Annotated in this window: 14 protein-coding genes; 5 read left to right on the top strand and 9 right to left on the bottom strand. The window is 69.2% G+C overall.

The window, feature by feature from the left end; all coding sequences use genetic code 11:
- A partial coding sequence (locus Q7P21_RS02765) for a helicase-related protein (protein ID WP_304175625.1) occupies positions 1 to 2147 on the bottom strand: 2147 nt, incomplete at its 3' end.
- A gap of 79 nt (positions 2148 to 2226) precedes the next feature.
- Positions 2227 to 2826: a TetR/AcrR family transcriptional regulator gene (locus Q7P21_RS02760; protein ID WP_304175623.1), complete on the bottom strand. Its 600-nt coding sequence runs from the start codon at positions 2824 to 2826 to the stop codon at positions 2227 to 2229.
- Between the two features lie 73 nt (positions 2827 to 2899).
- Between Q7P21_RS02760 and Q7P21_RS02755 the strand changes: the two genes are divergently transcribed.
- Both Q7P21_RS02755 and Q7P21_RS02750 read left to right on the top strand, forming a co-directional pair.
- Positions 2900 to 4111, top strand: coding sequence for a serine hydrolase (locus Q7P21_RS02755; protein WP_304175621.1), 1212 nt, complete (start codon positions 2900 to 2902; stop codon positions 4109 to 4111).
- Between the two features lie 85 nt (positions 4112 to 4196).
- Positions 4197 to 5723, top strand: coding sequence for a M20/M25/M40 family metallo-hydrolase (locus Q7P21_RS02750; protein WP_304175619.1), 1527 nt, complete (start codon positions 4197 to 4199; stop codon positions 5721 to 5723).
- Here Q7P21_RS02750 and mtnN read toward each other — a convergent pair.
- The 6 genes from mtnN to Q7P21_RS02720 form a co-directional block, all read right to left on the bottom strand.
- On the bottom strand, positions 5699 to 6448 hold the full coding sequence (mtnN, locus tag Q7P21_RS02745; RefSeq protein ID WP_304175617.1) for a 5'-methylthioadenosine/S-adenosylhomocysteine nucleosidase: 750 nt from the start codon (positions 6446 to 6448) through the stop codon (positions 5699 to 5701). The genes Q7P21_RS02750 and mtnN overlap by 25 nt on opposite strands.
- 77 nt (positions 6449 to 6525) lie before the next feature.
- Positions 6526 to 8358 (bottom strand): DUF885 family protein, encoded by a 1833-nt coding sequence (locus Q7P21_RS02740; RefSeq protein ID WP_304166566.1) that lies wholly within the window; start codon positions 8356 to 8358, stop codon positions 6526 to 6528.
- 102 nt (positions 8359 to 8460) lie between these two features.
- Complete coding sequence (locus tag Q7P21_RS02735; RefSeq protein ID WP_304166569.1) at positions 8461 to 9591, bottom strand: ABC transporter permease; 1131 nt, start codon at positions 9589 to 9591, stop codon at positions 8461 to 8463.
- On the bottom strand, positions 9588 to 10529 hold the full coding sequence (locus Q7P21_RS02730) for an ABC transporter ATP-binding protein (protein WP_304166573.1): 942 nt from the start codon (positions 10527 to 10529) through the stop codon (positions 9588 to 9590). The genes Q7P21_RS02735 and Q7P21_RS02730 overlap by 4 nt, the downstream gene beginning before the upstream one ends.
- The gene (locus Q7P21_RS02725) at positions 10526 to 11497 is read right to left on the bottom strand and encodes an HlyD family secretion protein (protein ID WP_304166577.1); all 972 of its coding nucleotides are present in this window, start codon (positions 11495 to 11497) and stop codon (positions 10526 to 10528) included. Before Q7P21_RS02725 ends, Q7P21_RS02730 begins: the two co-directional genes overlap by 4 nt.
- Positions 11494 to 12135: a TetR/AcrR family transcriptional regulator gene (locus Q7P21_RS02720; RefSeq protein WP_304166582.1), complete on the bottom strand. Its 642-nt coding sequence runs from the start codon at positions 12133 to 12135 to the stop codon at positions 11494 to 11496. The genes Q7P21_RS02725 and Q7P21_RS02720 overlap by 4 nt, the downstream gene beginning before the upstream one ends.
- A 111-nt stretch (positions 12136 to 12246) precedes the next feature.
- Here Q7P21_RS02720 and Q7P21_RS02715 point away from each other — a divergent pair, with 111 nt between their 5' ends.
- The 3 genes from Q7P21_RS02715 to rpmB all read left to right on the top strand — a co-directional run bounded on the left by Q7P21_RS02715 (position 12247) and on the right by rpmB (position 15244).
- Complete coding sequence (locus Q7P21_RS02715) at positions 12247 to 14046, top strand: DUF4153 domain-containing protein (RefSeq protein WP_304175615.1); 1800 nt, start codon at positions 12247 to 12249, stop codon at positions 14044 to 14046.
- 111 nt (positions 14047 to 14157) lie between these two features.
- The gene (locus Q7P21_RS02710; protein ID WP_304171762.1) at positions 14158 to 14628 is read left to right on the top strand and encodes a VOC family protein; all 471 of its coding nucleotides are present in this window, start codon (positions 14158 to 14160) and stop codon (positions 14626 to 14628) included.
- A gap of 316 nt (positions 14629 to 14944) precedes the next feature.
- Positions 14945 to 15244: a 50S ribosomal protein L28 gene (gene rpmB, locus Q7P21_RS02705; protein WP_304171760.1), complete on the top strand. Its 300-nt coding sequence runs from the start codon at positions 14945 to 14947 to the stop codon at positions 15242 to 15244.
- 61 nt (positions 15245 to 15305) lie between these two features.
- On the opposite strand, the gene Q7P21_RS02700 is transcribed toward rpmB, so the two are convergent.
- Positions 15306 to 16049: a dienelactone hydrolase family protein gene (locus tag Q7P21_RS02700; protein ID WP_304171758.1), complete on the bottom strand. Its 744-nt coding sequence runs from the start codon at positions 16047 to 16049 to the stop codon at positions 15306 to 15308.
- Position 16050: the final 1 nt, after the last annotated feature.

Genomic DNA, 16050 nt, shown 5'->3' with positions numbered 1-16050 from the left:
GGATCAGGCAGGATCGACAGCCGGTCGGTCGGCGGCCGCCAGGCCTTGCCGACAATGCCCTGGGCGAAGCTCATGGCCGGCGGCTTCAGCAGGGCGGGCAGATAGATCGAGAAGGCCCCCAGGCGCACGCCCAGCCCCTTCAGCATGCGTCGCTCGATCTGGCTCAACGCCTTGGCTTCGGCGCGGACGGCGGCGCGGTCCAGCACCCCGCCCGCCTCGATCAGGCGATAGGCGAGCCCCCGGGCCAGGCCCTTGATCTGGCCATCGGTCACGGCGGCCTCCAGCCGCTTGAGGCTGGCCAGGCGGCGACCGGCTTCGGCGGCCAGATAGGCCTCGATGCGCCGGGCCGCGCGCTCGCGGGCGGCGGCGTGGCCGAGCTCGCCATAGAGCCGCACCCGGGGCGCGAAGGCCGTGCCGCCGGCCAGCGTCGCTGTCGCCTCGCCCCGCCAGAGCACCTGACCGTCGCGGGCCAGCTTGAAGGCCTCGTCCGGCTCGGACGCCAACTGGCCCAGCCGCTTGACGATCTCCGGCCCCACGGCGGCGATGGCGGCGGCGCGCAGGGCCTTTTCCTCCAGCAGGGAAGCGCCCTTGGCCGGCGCGAAAGCCACGCCCATCAGCCGGCCGACGCTCTGGCCCTCGACCGTCACCTGGCCGTCGGCGGCGACCCCGGCCAGGATCTCCTCACGCACCCGCAGCGCCCGCATCAGGGCGCTGGTCCGCCGATCGACGAACCGGGCCATCAGCTTCTCGTGCAAGGTGTCGGAGAGCCGGTCCTCCAGGGCCCGCGTCCGCCCTTGCCAGCCGGCGGCGTCGCTCAGCCAGTCGGGGCGGTTGGCGGCATAGGCCAGGGTCCGCACATTGGCGAGCCGATTGGACAGGGTGTCGAGCTCCCCGTCCGTGCGGTCCAGATGCTTGATCTGGCTCTCCATCCAGTCGGGTGGAATGTGCCGGTCGCGACGGGTCAGGAAGCCGAACAGGTCGCGCAGCAGGCGGACATGTTCCTCATGGCTGGTCTTGCGGAAGTCGGGGGTCTGGCAGACGTCCCAAAGCCGCAGCAGCGCCTGGCGGTCACGGCAGCGGTCGGCGATCTCGGGCTCTGCGGCCAGCTGGCGCAGGGTGATCTCGTCCAGCGCCTCGGCCGACAGGGTCAGGCCGTGGCGTCGCGGCGGCGTCGACAGCGAGGTCATCAGGTTCGGCAGGTTCGAGAAGTCCAGATTGGCGTTGCGCCACTCCGCCGCCACCACCGGCTCGAACTGGTGCTCCTGCACCGCCTCGACCAGGTCTTCGTCCATCTCCTCGCACTCGCCGGTGACCCCGAAGGTGCCGTCGGTGCGGAACCGCCCGGCCCGGCCGCCGATCTGGCCGACCTCCTGCGGGTGCAGGAAGCGGGTGCGCTTGCCGTCGAACTTGCGCAGGCCGGCGAAGGCCACATGGTCGACGTCCATGTTCAACCCCATGCCGATGGCGTCGGTGGCCACCAGGAAGTCGACTTCGCCGGACTGGTAGAGGGCGACCTGGGCGTTGCGGGTGCGCGGGCTCAAGGAGCCCATGACCACGGCGGCCCCGCCGCGCTGACGGCGGATCAACTCGGCGATGGCATAGACCTGGTCGGCGGAGAAGGCGACGACGGCGCTGCGCGGCGGCAAGCGGGTCAGCTTCTTCGATCCGGCATAGGTCAGGTTGGAGAACCGCTCGCGGCTGACGATCTCGGCGTCTGGCAAGAGGCGGCGCACCAGGGGCGCCATGGTGGCCGCCCCCATCAGCATGGTCTCGTACTTGCCCCGCGCATGCAGCAGCCGGTGGGTGAAGACATGGCCGCGCTCCGGATCGGCGCACAGCTGGATCTCATCCACCGCCAGGAACTCGACCTCGCGCGACAGCGGCATGGCCTCGACGGTGCAGACGAAATAGACGGCCCTGGGCGGGACGATTTTCTCCTCGCCGGTGATCAGGGCGACCCGCGTCGCGCCCCGCGCCTTGACCACCCGGTCATAGATCTCGCGCGCCAGCAGCCGTAACGGCAGGCCGATCATGCCCGAGGCGTGCCCCAGCATGCGCTCGACCGCCAGGTGGGTCTTGCCGGTGTTGGTCGGCCCCAGCACCGCCACCAGCCGGGGCGGGGCCGCGCCGGTCGGGCGGTGGCTCATGTCTGCGAAGGTGGGGCGGGAATCGCGTCGGGGCAAGCCGCGCAGGCGCGTCAAAATGGAGCGCGACGCCCGAAAGCGGCTATTCCCCTGGCGGCGCCCCGGCCAGGGCGGCGAAGGCGGCGTGGAAGGCCTCGTCCGGGACCAGGTCCGGCGTCAGGAAGCGCTGGAACAGCAGGCCCTCGGTCAGGGCGTGGATCACGCAGACCAGGAGGTCGGCCGGCATGGGCAGGCCGCCCTCGTCCGCGACCGCCCGCAGCCAGCCCGCGCCGGAGGCGAAGCTCTGGGCCGTGACCTCGCGCACCTGGGTGCGGATCGCCTCATGGGTCAGGGCGTGCGCCATGCCGGTCAGCCGGCCGAAAGCCGCGTCCTGGCGCGCGGGGATCGCCGCCACCGTGGCCTCGGACAGGGCGCGCATCTTCTCGGCGAAGCTCGAACCCTCGCGGATCACCGGCTTGATCGGCGCCCAATAGGTCCCGGCCAGGGCCACGAACAGGTCCTCGCGGTTCTTGAAGTTGCCGTAGATCGCCCCGCTGGTCATGCCGGCGCGTCTGGCCACGGCGTCGAGGGTGGTGCGCTCATAGCCCCGTTCCCGGATCAGTTCGCGCGCCGCCGTCATGAGGGCGGCGCGGGTGCGCGCGCGCTTGTCGCCCTTGGGCTGGGTGCGGGGTGAGCCGGTCATGCCCGAAGAATCTAGGCCATTGCCAATTTTATAGGAAGGCTATTTTATAGGAAAAATATTTTCGGGGCGGAACATGGACGACATCGCGAAAGCTATCGAGGCCTATGTCGACGCCGATGAACTGGCGGGCGCCGTGACGCTGGTCTGGCGCGACGGTCGGATCGTCCAGGACTGCGCGGTCGGGTGGCGCGACATGGACGCCACGGCGCTGATGACCCGCGACACCATTTTCCGCATCGCCTCGATGACCAAGCCGGTCACCTCGGTCGCGGCCCTGATGCTGATGGAGGAGGGGCGCTTCGCCCTCGACGACCCGATCTCCCGCTGGGCGCCGGAGTTCGCGGAGATGAGGGTGCTGCGCTCCCCCGACGGGCCGCTGGACGAGACCGACCCGGCGGTGCGCGAGATCACTTTCGATGATCTTCTGACCCACCGCTCGGGCCTGACCTATGGCGACATCCACACAGGACCGATCGTGGCGGCCTATCGCGCGGCCCTGGGCTGGGACATCGACAGTCATGTGCCGCCGGACGCCTGGATCGCCGCCCTGGCGTCCCTGCCGCTGATCGACCAGCCGGGCGCAGGCTTCCATTATGGCCATTCCGCCGACCTGCTGGGCCTGCTGATCGCGCGGATGGAAGGGACGTCCCTGGGCGAGGTGCTGGCGCGGCGGATCTTCCAACCGCTCGGCATGAAAGACACCGGCTTCATCGTGTCGCCGGACCGCCACGACCGGCGGGCGCGGATGTACGGCTTCGACGCGGCCGGGCGGATGATCGCGCGCGACAGCCTGGACAAGGCCTGCCTGGCCGAACGGCCAGCGGACATGACCTACGAGTCCGGCGGCCAGGGCCTGTGGTCGACGGTGGACGACTATCTGGCCTTTGCGCGGCTGTTCGTCGGCGAGGGCGCGGTGGACGGGGTGCGCCTGCTGAAGCCGCAGACCCTGGCCTTGATGACCGCCAACCGCCTGACCGAGGACCAGCGCGCCCGGGCCGAGACCTTCGGCATGCCGCTGTTCATCGCCCATGGATTTGGGCTCGGTCTGGCGGTGGTGCTCGATTCGGAAAAGGCCGCCGCGACCCGCTGCAAGGGCGGGGTGGGGACCGTGGGTTGGCCCGGCGCTTTCGGTGGCTGGTGGCAGGCCGATCCCACCGACGGCTCGGTGATGGTCTTCCTGGCGCACAACCGGTTCGAGCCGGAACAGTTGGCCCAGGGGATCGGCCTCAGCGTCTATGGGGCGATCGTCCAGTTCCACGCCCTGGCCTCGGCCCTGCCGCACTGACTTCGCGCCCGTCCGCGACGAGCCCTTGCGCCCCGCGCCGGCTGGCCTAGCCTGCCCGTCGTCAAATTCAGCGGGAGTGGACGACATGGCTTCTGGTGCGGGGATGATGGGGCGGCGCGGCCTGTTGCAGGGCGCGGCGGCGGGCGGCGCGATGCTGGCGCTCGGCGGAAACGCCTGGGCCAAGGGGCCGGACCTCAAGCCGTTCAAGGCGGAGATCGAGAAGCGCCACGACGAGGCCGTCGCCCGCCTGCAAAACTGGATCCGCCAGCCCTCCATCGCCGCCGAGAACCGGGGCATGGAGGAGGGCTGCAAGCTCACCATGGAGATGTTCAAGGACGCCGGCTTCCAGTCGGTGACCCGCATGCCCACTGACGGCCAGCCGGGCATCTTCGCCACCCTTGACGCCGGCGCGCCGCGCACCGTCGGCATGTACTTCATGTACGACGTCAAGCAGGTGAACCCGGCCGAGTGGGTGTCTCCGCCCTTCGAGGCCAACCTCGTGGACAAGCCCGGCTTCGGCAAGGTCATCATTGGCCGCGGCGCCACCAACCAGAAGGGCCCGGAGGCCACCTTCCTCGCCGCCCTGCACGCCATCCGCGGGGCCGGCAAGAAGCTGCCGGTGAACCTGGTGATGGTCGCCGAGGGGGAGGAGGAGATCGCCTCGCCGCACTTCAGCCAGGTGGTCCGCCAACCCCAGGTGCTGCAGGCGCTCGGCAAATGCGGCGAGGTCTGGATGCCCTTCGCCTCCCAGAGCCCGAGCGGCGGCGTGGAGATCGACCTCGGCGCGAAGGGGGTGATCGAGCTGGAGCTGGTCTCCTCGGGCGCCCATTGGGGCCGGGGTCCAGCCCAGGACCTCCACTCAAGCTACAAGGCCATGGTCGACAGTCCGGCCTGGCGGCTGGTCCAGGCGCTCACCACCCTGGTCTCGGCCGACGGCAATGACCCGGCGATCGACGGCTGGTTCGAACATGTCCGCCCGCTCTCCGCCCACGAAAAGGAGATGATCGCCAACGCCGTCTCCAAGCAGAACGAGGCGGCGGTGAAGGCCCAGATGGGCGTCCAGAAATGGGTGCGCGACCTCGACTTCCTCGCCGCCTCGGAACGGCTCGCCTCCCAGCCTACGGTCAATATCGAGGGGCTGGTCGCCGGCTATACTGGCGTGGGCGGCAAGACCGTCCTGCCCGGCCGGGCGGTGGCCAAGATGGACCTGCGGCTCGTCCCCGACCAGACCGCCGCCGAGGCCCAGGCCAAGCTCCGGGCCCATCTGGCCAAGCGCGGCTTCGAGGACATCGAGGTCAATGTCACGGGCGGCTATGACCCCACTGAGACGGCGGAGGACTCGGCCCTGATCCGCGCGGAGAAGGCGATCTATCGCGGTCGCGGGATCGAGCCCCTGATGATCCCCAGGCTCGCAGGCTCCTGGCCGGGCTACATCTTCACCGGCGCCCCGCTCAGCAAGCCGGCCGGCCACTTCGGCATGGGGCACGGCTCGGGCGCCCATGCGCCCAACGAGTACTATGTGATCGAGAGCTCCAACCCCAAGGTCGATGGCATCGACGGGGCGACGCTCTCCTATATCGAGTTCCTCTACGCCCTGGCGGCGACGCACTGAGCCGCGAGCAGGTCCAGCAGCTCGGTGACGCAGAGCGCCGAGTTGCGGGCCGCCAAGGCGGCCATTTCCGGATAGGTGAGGTGGCTGTCCTCGCCGGCCAGGTCCGACAGGGTGCGGATCACATAGAGAGGCGCGCGCCAGTCCTCGGCGATCTGGAACACCGCGCCGGATTCCATGTCCATCGCGTCGGCAGCGAAGCTCGAATGCAAGGCGTCGCGGGTCTCGCGGCAGTTCAGGAAATAGTCGGCCGTGGCGATGGTCCCCAGCCGCACCCGGGCCGGCAGCAGCGGCGCGACCCGGTCGCGCAGGGCCGTCAGATTCTCGCGCACGGCGTCGCTGACGGGATGCAGCTCCGTCAGCGCTGGCGCGCCAATCGGGATTAGGCCGGAGCGGGTGGAGGTGAATGCGCCCTCCGCCATCAGGCCGAAGTCGTGGACGCCCAGGCGCTCGCCCAGCAGCACGTCGCCGACCTTAAAGTTGGGGTTCAGCCCGCCGGCCACGCCCGCGAACACCAGCACGTCAGCGTCGAACATCGCCAATAGCAGGGTGGCCGCCGCCGCCGCATTGACCTTGCCGATCCCGCTAAGCGCCAGGGCGAAGGGCTGGCCGTCATGATCGCCGGTCCAGACCTCCGTCGGCCCGAGCCGTTGCGGCGTTGGGTCAGTGCGCAGCCGCGCACGCAGGGCGTCGCGCTCTTCAGGGGTGGCGCAAAGGATGCCGTACAACAGGGAGCTCCGGATCGGCGGGAGGCCAGGCTAGGCCGCGCGCCGATCCGTATCCAGGGCCATCGGCCCTAAGGGCCTCAGCCCTTCTTCGCCGAGGCGATATAGTTGTCGATCACCTGGTCCAGCACGGTCAGCGGCGTGCCGCCGGCCAGCAAGCCCGCATCGTGGAACTTGCGGATGTCGAACTTGGAGCCCAACGCCTTCTTGGCGCGGGCGCGGGCGTTCAGCCAGGTGATCTTGCCGACCATGTAGCTGGAGGCCTGGCCCGGCCAGACGCAGTAGCGTTCGATCTCGGTGATCGAACCGGCTTCCGAATCCCCGATGGTGTCGATGTAGAACTTGAGCGCCTGCTCGCGGCTCCACTTCTTGTGGTGCATGCCACTGTCCACCACAAGGCGGACGGCGCGGAACAGGGCGTCGTGGATCATGCCGATGTGGCCCAGCACGTCCTTCTCATACATGCCCATCTCGACGGCCAGGTTCTCGGCGTAGAGCGCCCAGCCCTCGCTATAGCCGGAGAAGCCGATCACCTTGCGGATCAGCGGCAGGTCGCCGGCCTCGTTGTTCAGCGACAGCTGCAGATGGTGGCCGGGAATCCCCTCGTGATAGGTGAGCGTCGGCAGGGTCCAGCTGGGGACTTCGGCCGTGTCACGCAGGTTGATCCAGTAGATCCCCGGGCGCTTGCCATCCAGAGACGGTGAATTGTAGTAGCCGCCCGGCGCGCCGGCCTCGATGGCCTTGGGCACCCGGCGGATCTCCAGCGGCGCCTTGGGCAATTGGCCGAAATACTGCGGCAGCTTGGCGCTGACGATCTTCACCTGCTCGTTCAGGTGGGCCAGCAGCTGTTCCTTGCCAGCGTCGGTGTTCGGATAGTGCTGCTTGGGATCGTCGTACATGGCGCGATAGCGCTCGCCGACGGTTCCCTTGGTGTAGCCAGCCTTCTTCATCAACACGTCGGCCTGGGCCGACAGGCTTTTGACCAGGTCCATGCCCAGCTGGTGGACCTCGTCAGGGGTGATGTTCGAGGTCGTGTAGTTGCGCAGCGAGGTCGCGTAGTACTGGTCGCCATCGGGCAGGCGCCAGCAGCCGGCCTCGTGAGTGGCCTTGGCGCGCAGGCTCTTCAGCAGCTCGGCCTGACGGACCAGGGCCGGGCGGACTTTTTCGGCATAGAGGCCCTGGGCCTGGGTCGACCAGTCGCCGTCGATCTTCTTCTCGGCGGTGCGGCGCACCAGGCTCTTGACCACCGGCGCGTCGGCCGCCGACGAGGCCAGGAAGGCGTTCATCTGGATCAGGGCCTTGTCGATGGCGAAGTCGGGCGGGATGACGCCCAGGCCGGCGTCGTGGCGGACCACCTCGGCTTCCTGGTCCAGCATCCGGCCGAAGGCTTCCAGGCGCGACATGTAGGCGTCGGCGTCTTCCTTGGTCTCGATGACGTGTTGGTTGTCCAGGAAGTCCGGCATCTGCTGGTAGGAGCCGGTCAGCTGCGACAGCACATAGGGGGCGCCGGAGCCCTGGCCGCCATATTGGAACTTGCGATTGCCCTCGTCCTGGACGTCCAGGGTGAACAGCACGGTGTCATAGTTCACCGCGTCCATGCCGGAGAGCTTGGTGCGGTCGATGGCCTTCAGCTCGGCCATCTGGCGGGCGTTGATCTCCTTGTTCTCGGCGATCGCGGTCAGGGAGTTGTCGGACAGCTCCGACTTGGTCCAGGCCAGCACGCCCCGGTCGATGCCCAGATAGGTCGGCAGCTCCGGGGAGCGGCGGAAGGCCTCGGCCATCGACCGGTCGAACATGGCGTACATCTTGGCGGCCTCGCCCGTGGGCGCGGCGGCGGCCACGGCCAGGCGCGGCGCGGCGGCGGCGGCCCCGAAGGCGGCGGCGGTGACGAGTAGGTCTCGGCGGCTTTGCATGATTTCGGCTCCCCAGGGGCTCCCCGCCCCATGCGCGATGTGACGCAACTGTTACGCCAAGGCAGGCCGGGCTGTAGCGTTAATTCTCCGTAAGGCGCGATCCTAATCCAACGTCCGCCGGTACCGCGCCATGGCCAGGGCCGTGACCACGCAGACGAAGGCGGAGAGCGCCACGAGCTCGCGCCACATGTCCCCCAGGCCCTGGCCTTTCAAAAGCGCCCCGCGCACCACCCGGAGGAAGTGGGTCACCGGAATCACCTCGCCGATCGCCTGGGCCCAGCCGGGCATGCCGCGAAACGGGAACATGAAGCCGGAGAGCAGGATCGAGGGCAGGATGTAGAAGACACTCATCTGCATGGCCTGCAGCTGCGACTGGGCCAGGGTGGAGATCAGGAAGCCGAGCGCCAGGGAGCCGACGATGAACAGGGCGACGCCCAGCGAAAGTCCCGCCCAGCCGCCCAGCATCGGCACGTTGAACAGCAGCCTGGCGATCACCAGGATGATCACGGTCTGGATCAGTCCCACCAGCACATAGGGGGCGAGCTTGCCGACCATCACCTCGATCGGCTCCACCGGCGTGGCCAACAGGCTCTCCATGGTGCCGCGCTCGGCCTCGCGCGTGACCGACAGCGAGGTCATCATCACCAGCGTCATCGACAGGATCACGCCCAGCAGGCCGGGCACGATGTTGTAGGCCGTGACGGCCTCGGGATTGTAGCGCCGATGGACGACGACTTCGAACGGAGCCCTGGCCTGGCGGGGGCTGAGCGCGCCCGATAGGTCTCGGGCCAGGGCCTGGTTAGGCAGGGCGGCCAGCGCCGCCACCGCCCCGCCGGTCGCCGAGGGGTCGGTGGCGTCGGCCTCGACCAGGATCTGGGGCGTGTCGCCGCGCGCCACGCGCCGGGTGAAGTCGCCGGGGATGGTGATGGCGAATTGCACATCGCCCCGGCGGATCATTTCGTCCAGCTCGGCGGGCGTGCGGGCCTGGGCCGCGAACTCGAAATAGAGGCTGTTCTTCAGGGCGGCGACCACCGAGCGGGCGAAGACCGTGTCCTCCTGGATCAGCACGGCGGTCGGCAGGTGGCGTGGCTCGGAATTGATCGCATAGCCGAACAGCAACAGCTGCATCACCGGCATCAGCAGCATCATGGCGTAGGTCAGCCGGTCGCGGGACAGCTGCTTGAATTCCTTGATCAGCACCGCGCCGACCCGGGTCAGGGAGAAGCCGCTCATCGGAAATTGTCCTGCGACTGGTCCATCAGCCGGATGAACACGTCCTCCAGGGTGGGCTCGACCTCGGTCCAGCGGAACGGCGCCCGGCGATAGGGGGCGATGGCGGCCTCCAGCGCCGCGCGGTCGATGCCGGAGACATGCAAAGTGGCGCCGAAGGGCGCCACCATCTCGACGCCCGGCGCGGCGGCCAGCGCCTTGGCCAGCCGGTCGACGCCTTCACCCTCGCCATTGAAGGTGACCAGATGCGAGCCCGCGATCACCTCGCCGGCCGTGCCCCGGGCGATCAGCTCGCCATAGGCGATATAGGCGATCTCGTGACAGCGCTCGGCCTCGTCCATGTAGTGGGTGGAGACCAGCACGGTCAGGCCCTCGGCCGACAGCGCGTGGATCTCGTCCCAGAAGGTGCGCCGCGCCTTGGGGTCCACCCCCGCCGTGGGCTCGTCCAGCAAGAGCAGGCGGGGTTCGTGCAGGGTGGCGGTGGCCAGCGCCATGCGCTGCTTCCAGCCGCCGGACAGGGTCCCGGCCAGCTGGTCGCGGCGCTCGGTCAGGCCCAGCCGCTCCAGCGCCTGGTCGACGCGGGCCTTGCGGCGGTCAAGGCCATGGACGCGGGCCGAGAACATCAGGTTCTCGGCGATGGTCAGGTCCTCATAGAGCGAGAACTTCTGGGTCATGTAGCCGGTGGCGAGCTTGATCTCGTGGGCGTCCTTGATCAGGTCCAGCCCCAGGCAGGTCCCCGACCCGCTGTCCGGGGTCAGCAGGCCGCAGAGCATGCGCAGCGTCGTGGTCTTGCCCGAGCCGTTCGGCCCCAGGAAGCCGCAGATCCGGCCCTCCGGCACCTGGATGTCGACATCCTTGACCACGCGTTTGTCGCCGAAGGTCTTGTTCAGGCCATGGACGTCGATGGCCAGGCCGCCGGGCAGGGCGGGGCGGCCGCTCACCGCCCGGCCCCCAGCGGGACCACGTCCACCGGCTGGCCGGGATTGAGCCGCACGCTGGGCCGCGCCTCCACCAGATAGACCAGCCGGTCGCGGGCCTCGCGGCTGTAGATCACCGGCGGGGTGAACTCGGGGCGTGGGCTCAGATAGGTGATCTTGGCGGTCAGCCCAGCCGCGCAGCCGTCGCAGGAGAACCGCACCACGGCGCCGGGGCTATAGGCGGCGATCTCCTGCTCCGGCACGAAGAATCGCAGCTTGATCCGGTCGTCCGGCAACAGGGCCAGGATCGGCTGGTTGGCCGTGGCCCATTCCCCGGCCTGGAAGAACACGTCCTCGACCCGTGCGGCGGTGGGGGCGACGGGGGCGATGTCGCCCATTCGCGCCTCGGCGGCGGCCAGGCCGGCCTGAGCCTGGGCGACCCGGCTGTCGGCGGCGCGGATCTGTCCCTGGCGGGCGCCCAGGGCGGCGGCCTCGCGCTGGCGCCTGGCGGCGGTGGCCTGGGCCCTGGCCGCATCGAAATTCGCCTTGGCGTCGTCGAGCCGGGCAGGGGCGTAGATGCCCTGGCGCACCAGCGGCCGCACTCTGTTCAGCACCGCCTGGGCGTCCCGCGCGCGGGCCTCGGCGGCGGCGATATTGGCGTCATAGATGGCCAGTTCCGCGGGCCGCTGGCCCAGCCGGGCGTCAGCCGCCTGGGCCAGGGCGGCGGCGACCTCGGCGGCGGCCTGACCGCGCGCGCCCTCGACCTGGGCCGGATCTATCGTGAACAGGGCCTGGCCGGCCGCCACCCGGTCACCGCGCTGCACCTTCAGGCTGGCCACTGCGCCGGAGACTGGCGAGGCCAGATATAGCGCCTCGCCTTCCACATAGCCGGACAGCACCGCCGGTCGGGTCAGGCGCGGAACCAGCACCACTGCGGCGATCAGCGCCGCTGCCGCCGCCAGCAGGATCAGGGTCAACAGGCGCTGTCTCATGGCCGGGCTCCGGGATTGGTGAGCATGCCGGCCAGCACGGTCTCCACATGCTGGCGGGCAAGGGCGGGAATGTCGAAGGGCGCGGCGCCGACCGGGGCGAAGGTCTCGTTGAACACCAGGCCCAGCAAGAGGCCGGACGCCAGGGACACGGCATAGGCGCGGGGATCGCCGGGGCGGACCTCGCCGCGCGCCTGGGCGGCGGCGATGGCGTGGGCGAAGGTGGCGATCACCGGCCCGACCAGTTGGTCATGCCAGACCCGGGCGAGCTCGGGGAAGTTCCGCGCCTCGCCGATCACCATCTTGGCGATGGCCGCGATCGGCGCCCGCTCCGCCACCTGCGGGAGCAAGGCGGCCAGAGTGCGGGCCAGGTCGGCGAATGCCGGGGCGCTGGCGGCGGCGGCCTGGATGAAGGCCAGGTTGGGGGCCAGGCCCTGGGCCACCACGGCGCGGAACATGTCTTCCTTGGTGGCGAAATAGAGATAGAGCGCGCCCTTTGAGACCCCGGCCTCGGCGGCGATCTCCTCCAGCCGCGCGGCGGCGAAGCCCTTGGACGCGAAGACGGTCAGGGCGGCGCGGACGATCTCCTCGGGGCGATCGGCCTTGCGGCGACGGAACTTGGGTTGGCCGGCGGGAAGCATGGCCAAATAAATAACTGACCAGTCAGTTATTAGCAACGGTTCGCGCGATTGACGCAGCCGCTTGCCACTCTAGCCTGAGGCGACCCCACTGGGGCGAAAGGGAGCCCATCGATGAGCCTGATGTTCGGAGACCTGGAGGGCGCTGAGCCCAGCCGCGAGGAGGCCCTGGCCCGGATCGGGCTCGGTTTCGCCCAGGGCCTGGTGCTCTATGGTCTCAGCGAATGGGCCAAGCACCTGGGCGACAACCGCTGGGTCGCCGCCCTGTTCGGGGCCCTGGCGGTCGCCGCCGTGCTGATCCCGGTCGCGGCCCAGGGCGCGATCAATCGGCTGAAGCGCCTGACCCTGACCCGCTGGCTGATCGCCGCCGGCGCGACCGTCGCCCTGCTGGGCGCCTATGACTCCTGGTGCGCCGAGAAGATCGGCTCCGACCACTTCCCGTCCGCCCTGCTGTTCGTCAACGCCGCCGTCGGCCTGTTCATCACTCACCAGCTGATCGCCGCCGCCCAGGCGGATCGCCGCTGGTTCGCCGACTATCACCGCTATTTCGACGGCGCCTGGAAGGACGGGGTGCGGCTGGTGCTGGCCGTGCTGTTCGTCGCCGCCCTGTGGATCCTGCTGGGCCTGGGCGCGGCCCTGTTCCACCTGATCGGCATCAAGCTGATCGGCGACATCATCGGCAAGCCCTGGTTCGCCTTCCCCGCCACCACCACCTTCTTCGCGATCGCCATCCACATCACCGATGTCCGCGCCGGCCTCGTGCGCGGCATCCGCACGGTGGCGCTCACCCTGCTGTCCTGGTTGTCACCGGTCATGGCCCTGATCGGCGCCGGCTTCCTGGCGGCCCTGCCGTTCACCGGTCTTGCCCCTCTCTGGGCTACCAAGAGCGCCGCCGGCATCCTGCTCAGCGCCGCCGCCGCCCTGATCGTGCTGACCAACGCCGCCTATCAGGAGGGCGAGGAGAACGCCTATCCGCCGCTCGCCCTGAAATGGACCGCCCGGCTCACGGCGCTGCTGATCCTGCCCCTGGTGGTCATCGCCGCCTATGGGGTGGCCTTGCGCATCGGCCAGTACGGCCTGACGCCCGAGCGCATCCTGGCCACAGCCTGCGTACTGGTCGGGCTCTGCTACGGCGTTGGCTACGCCGTGGCGGCCTGTTGGCCCAAGACCTGGATGACGCCGCTGGAGCGCACCAATATCGCCACGGCCCATGTGGTGATCGCCGTGCTGCTGGCCCTGTTCAGCCCCATCGCCGACCCGTCACGGCTGTCGGTCGGCGACCAGGTTCATAGGCTCGAGGCCGGCAAGGTCGCGCCCGACAAGTTCGACTACCGCTTCCTGCGTTTCGAAGCTCACCGCTATGGGACCAACGCCCTGGCCAGGCTGGCCGCCCGCAAGGGCTCCGCCCGCGACCTCGACATCGCCGCCCGGGCCAAGGCGGCGCAAAAGGCCGACAATCGCTATGATGCGCCGCCCGTGCCCCAGGTCGATCGCGCCAAGATCATGGCGGTGGTCGGCGGCGGCGACCTCCCGGCGACCTTCATTGGCCAGGATTGGTCCAAGGGCGTCGACCCCTTCGCCGGCTGCCAGACGGAAGGCGCCAGCTGCAAGGCGTTGATCCGCGACCTCAATGGCGACGGGATCGCCGAGATCGCCCTGTTCCGAGCCGGATCGGCGGGCGACGTCTATGGCTTCGCCGCAGGCGCCTGGACCAAGGCGGGAACCCTGTCTGGTCCCAGTTGCGGTGTGACGGAGGCCCTGGCCGCCGGCAAGGTGGCGGTCGCGCCGCCCGAGTCGCCCTGGCAGGATCTGATGGTGGGAACCGCGCGGCTTCGGGTGACCCCCGATGTCGCCTGCATGTCGGCGGGCGGGGGCGGTGACGTCACCGACGTCGCCCTGATCAAGCCGCACTGACCGCAGCCGCGCATTCCCGTCCGTTTGTGATCGACCTGTCGGGACGGCGGGGCTTGCATCGTCCTTGAAGAGACCGCCTGGCCGCCGGGGCCGGGCCTGGAGGATCCGCCGATGAAGCCCATCACCCCCTGCCTGTGGTTCGATAACCAGGTCGAGGAGGCCGTGACCTTCTATGTCGCGCTGTTTCCCAATTCCAAGGTCGGCGAGATGTTCCGCTATGGCGATCACGGTCCGGGCCCGGCGGGCCAGGTGGTCACCGCCCAGTTCGAACTGAACGGCACCCGCTTCACCGCGCTGAACGGCGGCCCGATGTTCCAGTTCACCGAAGCCGTGTCCTTCGTCATCCAGTGCGCCGACCAGGCCGAGATCGACCGCTATTGGACGGCGCTGTCGGAGGGCGGGGCGGAAAGCCAGTGCGGCTGGCTGAAGGATCGCTTCGGCCTGTCCTGGCAAGTGCTTCCGGAGAACATGTCCGACCTGATCGGGGGGCCGGACCCGGCCAAGGCCGGCCGCGCGGTCCAGGCCATGCTCAAGATGCGCAAGATCGACATCGCCGCGCTGGAGGCGGCCCGAGCCGGGTAGACCGGGCTGCACAGGAACGAACGGGCGGGGGGTGTTAACGCGTCATGGTTAACGGACGGAACAGGCGCGCAACGAATCAGGACCGAATCACTGACTCGGCGCGATTCGGGATTTGTTCCCTACAAGGGATTGTATCCCAACCGGCGTTAACCACAATCGGGTCAGGCCAAGCTTGGCGGTCGCGCGGGGTGCGACAGATCGACTCTTTCGGTTGTCGTGCAGCCTCGCCTTGACGTCGGACGCCTGCTTCGCCTATATCGCCGCTCCCGCGCGGACCCCGTGTCCGCCTCTAATTTCTCGCGTAGGTCTGAAAGCCATGTCGCGTCGTTGCGAACTCACCGGTGTCGGTCCCATGATCGGCCACAATGTGAGCCACTCGAATATCAAGACCAAGCGGCGGTTCCTGCCGGCCTTGGCGCCTGTGACGTTGCAGTCGGATGCTCTGGGTCAGACGTTCAAGCTGCGCATCACCAATGCGGCCCTGCGCACGCTGGACTTCCGGGGCGGGCTCGACGCCTTCCTGGTGAAGGCCGGTGACGAGCAACTGTCCCCGCGGGCGCTCAAGATCAAGCGCCAGCTGAAGGCCAAGCTCGCCGAGACCGTCGTCGCGGCCTAGGCCCGACGACGACCTGCGACACCGAAAGGGCCGCCCTCCGGGGCGGCCCTTTTGCTTTTCGCTATTTCAGCACGCTGTCGAACAGGGCGATCAGCTCGCGCCAGTGCCGCTCGGCCGCGTCCTCGTTATAGACCGGCATGTCCTTGGGCGCGTAGCCGTGCCGGGCCCCGCGATAGATGGTGACCTCCGCGTCGACGCCCGCCGCCTTCAGCGCCGCGTCCAGCCGCTCGCACTGGGCGTCGTCGAAGCCCTTGTCCTCGTCGGCGCCGGCCACCAGCAGCTTGGCCTTCATCCTGGGGGCCAGCAGGTGGGGGCTGTCGGGGGCGTCGGTGGCCAGATTGCCGCCGTGGAACGCGCCGCCGGCGGCGATTCGGTCGGGATAGGTCCCTGCCGCGCGCAGCACCATGGCCCCGCCCATGCAGTAGCCGGTCACGCCGACCTTGGCGCCCTTGACCGCCGGCTGCCTGGACAGAAAGTCCAGGAAGACCCCGGTGTCGCTCATCGACTTCTCGGGGCTCGTGGAGGGGAACAGCTTGCCGAAGAACGCCCGGCGATCTTCGTCGGTCTTGATATTGGCCATGACGATCGGCTCATAGGGCCCCGCGCGCCAGAACATGTCTGGCAGCAGCACATAATAGCCCGCGTCAGCCAGCCTCTGGCCCATCTCGAACAGGGCCGGGCGAATGGCCGGGCCGTCCATGTAGAAGATCACGCCAGGCCAGGGGCCGGCGCCCCAGTCAGGGGTGAAGACGAAGGCGCGGGCGTCGCCGTCGGGAGTCGGAATCGTGACGTCGGTGCGGCTCATG

The organism is Phenylobacterium aquaticum, assembly GCF_947378715.1.
GTDB classification, from domain to species: domain Bacteria; phylum Pseudomonadota; class Alphaproteobacteria; order Caulobacterales; family Caulobacteraceae; genus Phenylobacterium; species Phenylobacterium aquaticum_A.
Note: the sequence above shows the minus strand (reverse complement) of the source record. Positions and strands in the feature narration are given on the sequence as shown.